The sequence below is a fragment of the Bacillus sp. JJ1127 genome, assembly GCF_036965845.1.
Lineage (GTDB): Bacteria > Bacillota > Bacilli > Bacillales > Bacillaceae_G > Bacillus_A.
In genome coordinates this window covers 1-1,755 of sequence record NZ_JBALQK010000272.1, presented here as the reverse complement: position 1 = coordinate 1,755, position 1,755 = coordinate 1, and the positions used below count along the sequence as shown (strand labels likewise).

At 33.7% G+C, this 1,755-nt stretch carries 2 protein-coding genes and 1 pseudogene; 2 read left to right on the top strand and 1 reads right to left on the bottom strand.

Annotated elements, in window-relative coordinates:
- Both V7183_RS22115 and V7183_RS22110 read left to right on the top strand, forming a co-directional pair.
- Positions 1-292, top strand: a pseudogene (locus V7183_RS22115) (Lrp/AsnC family transcriptional regulator); the annotation flags it as partial.
- A gap of 102 nt (positions 293-394) precedes the next feature.
- Positions 395-577 carry a DUF3913 family protein gene (locus tag V7183_RS22110; RefSeq protein WP_097895389.1) on the top strand — a complete coding sequence of 61 codons (183 nt, stop codon included), beginning with the start codon at positions 395-397 and terminating at the stop codon, positions 575-577.
- 60 nt (positions 578-637) lie between these two features.
- On the opposite strand, the gene V7183_RS22105 is transcribed toward V7183_RS22110, so the two are convergent.
- A complete protein-coding gene (locus V7183_RS22105) occupies positions 638-1,648 on the bottom strand; it encodes a CPBP family intramembrane glutamic endopeptidase (RefSeq protein ID WP_335360847.1) in 1,011 nt (336 codons plus the stop codon).
- Between the last annotated feature and the right edge of the window lie 107 nt (positions 1,649-1,755).

Genomic DNA, 1,755 nt, shown 5'->3' with positions numbered 1-1,755 from the left:
TGATATTGATTATAAATAGGCAGGTCTTGTTTTAGACTGCATTTTGGAGATCACCTTAAAGAACGGCGATACAACACGTATGCAGCAATTCATTCAATCCTATCCATCTGCAAGTTTTTGTTATCGTGTAACAGGAAGCTTATGTTATATCGTTAAAATTTCTGTTCCTTCATTAGTCGAACTTGAAGAATTTATTAATGATGTTTCTTCCTATGCAACAACTGTTTCCCATATTGTTTTATCGGAAGTATCCCTTACTCCTGATATTGAGCATATTTTCCCAGAAGAATAAAAATTAATTTTTATTCAAAATAACCGTAAAAACCCCTTACAAAAAGAATAAAAATGTTTTATTATGTATTAAAATACAAAAGTTCGAGAAAGGGGTATTACATTGAAAATCTGGTTTTACGAAAAAACGGCTCAAGAAGATGATTTACTTGGTATTTGGGACAATGTTCCCACCATCCCTCGAATCGGGGAAAAGGTGGAAATTTTAAAAGCTGTTCGTACTGTTACAGATATTAAATATGTAAAAAACGGAAACAACTTTCATGTAGAAATTGTTATTCATTAAAAGAACAGCTCTCCTTATTACTACCGGAGAGCTGTTCTTTTATTTCTTATGGACTTACTATCATTTTGCCTTTTTTATAATAATTTGATCAGTTTCTATCGAAACCGTTACATAATCATTTTCTTCTAATTTCAACTGATTCACAGCCTCATCTGGTAATTCTACAGCCATAAGTCGATCAGTTAAAATGACTTGACTATATGTTTCCTTTTGCGGTAATGATATTGCTACCTTATCTTCATGAATAAAACGAAGGGGGGGTACTCCCACCTCTTTTACAGTTCGCCAATTTTTTCGAATAAAAGGTACCAACCATAGTAAACTAATAAGAATCACAACAAGCCCAATCCATAAACTGCTTTGCGCTTGTAATTCAGCAATTGAAATTGCATCGCCTGTTCCTTCTCCACCCATTAATTGAATGCTAGTTGCAATACAATTATTTAAAGCGTGCACAGCAATATTCGTCCATATATTTTTCGTTTTTAAATAAAGGAGACACATCACAACACCGAATAGAAAAGCACCAACAACATCAAAATGCCCTAAACCAAAAATGAGAGATGACACAATTACAGCTCGTTTTATTCCCCACTTAAACGCCATACGCTGTAAGAAAAAGCCGCGAAATATGACTTCTTCCATAATTGGTGCCAAAATACATGCTGAAATGAAACTGAATATCTTTGTATTCATGCTGCTCATATCAATTACACTATTATCATTCAACACACCAACTAAGAAATCAGGAAAAAGATGTGCTAATATGTAAAATTGAATATGAGATACACCAAATGAAAAAACCATTCCCATTGCCGTTGCGATTACAATCAGCTTCCAATTTAAATTTGATGGCTTATCAAAGAAACTAGTAAATATTATATTGTTTTTTCGTGTTTTTACATATAACCATAGTAGTGGAAATACAAAAAATACCGAAATTTGCAATACTACATCCATGACACTGTTTGGAGCCCCTGCAAAGACTAGCGGTATCACCGTTACAAACATACCTAAAATCATCCATGCAAAAAAACTGCGAAGTCGTATATGTGAAAATGCGTACTGAATAAAAAACACCCCCATGATGATATATTTATATAAATACAAGTTGAAAAACCGACATAAAAACCCCTTTCTTTTTAGATGGACGGGCCATGTATAGAAGCGGTCAGGGC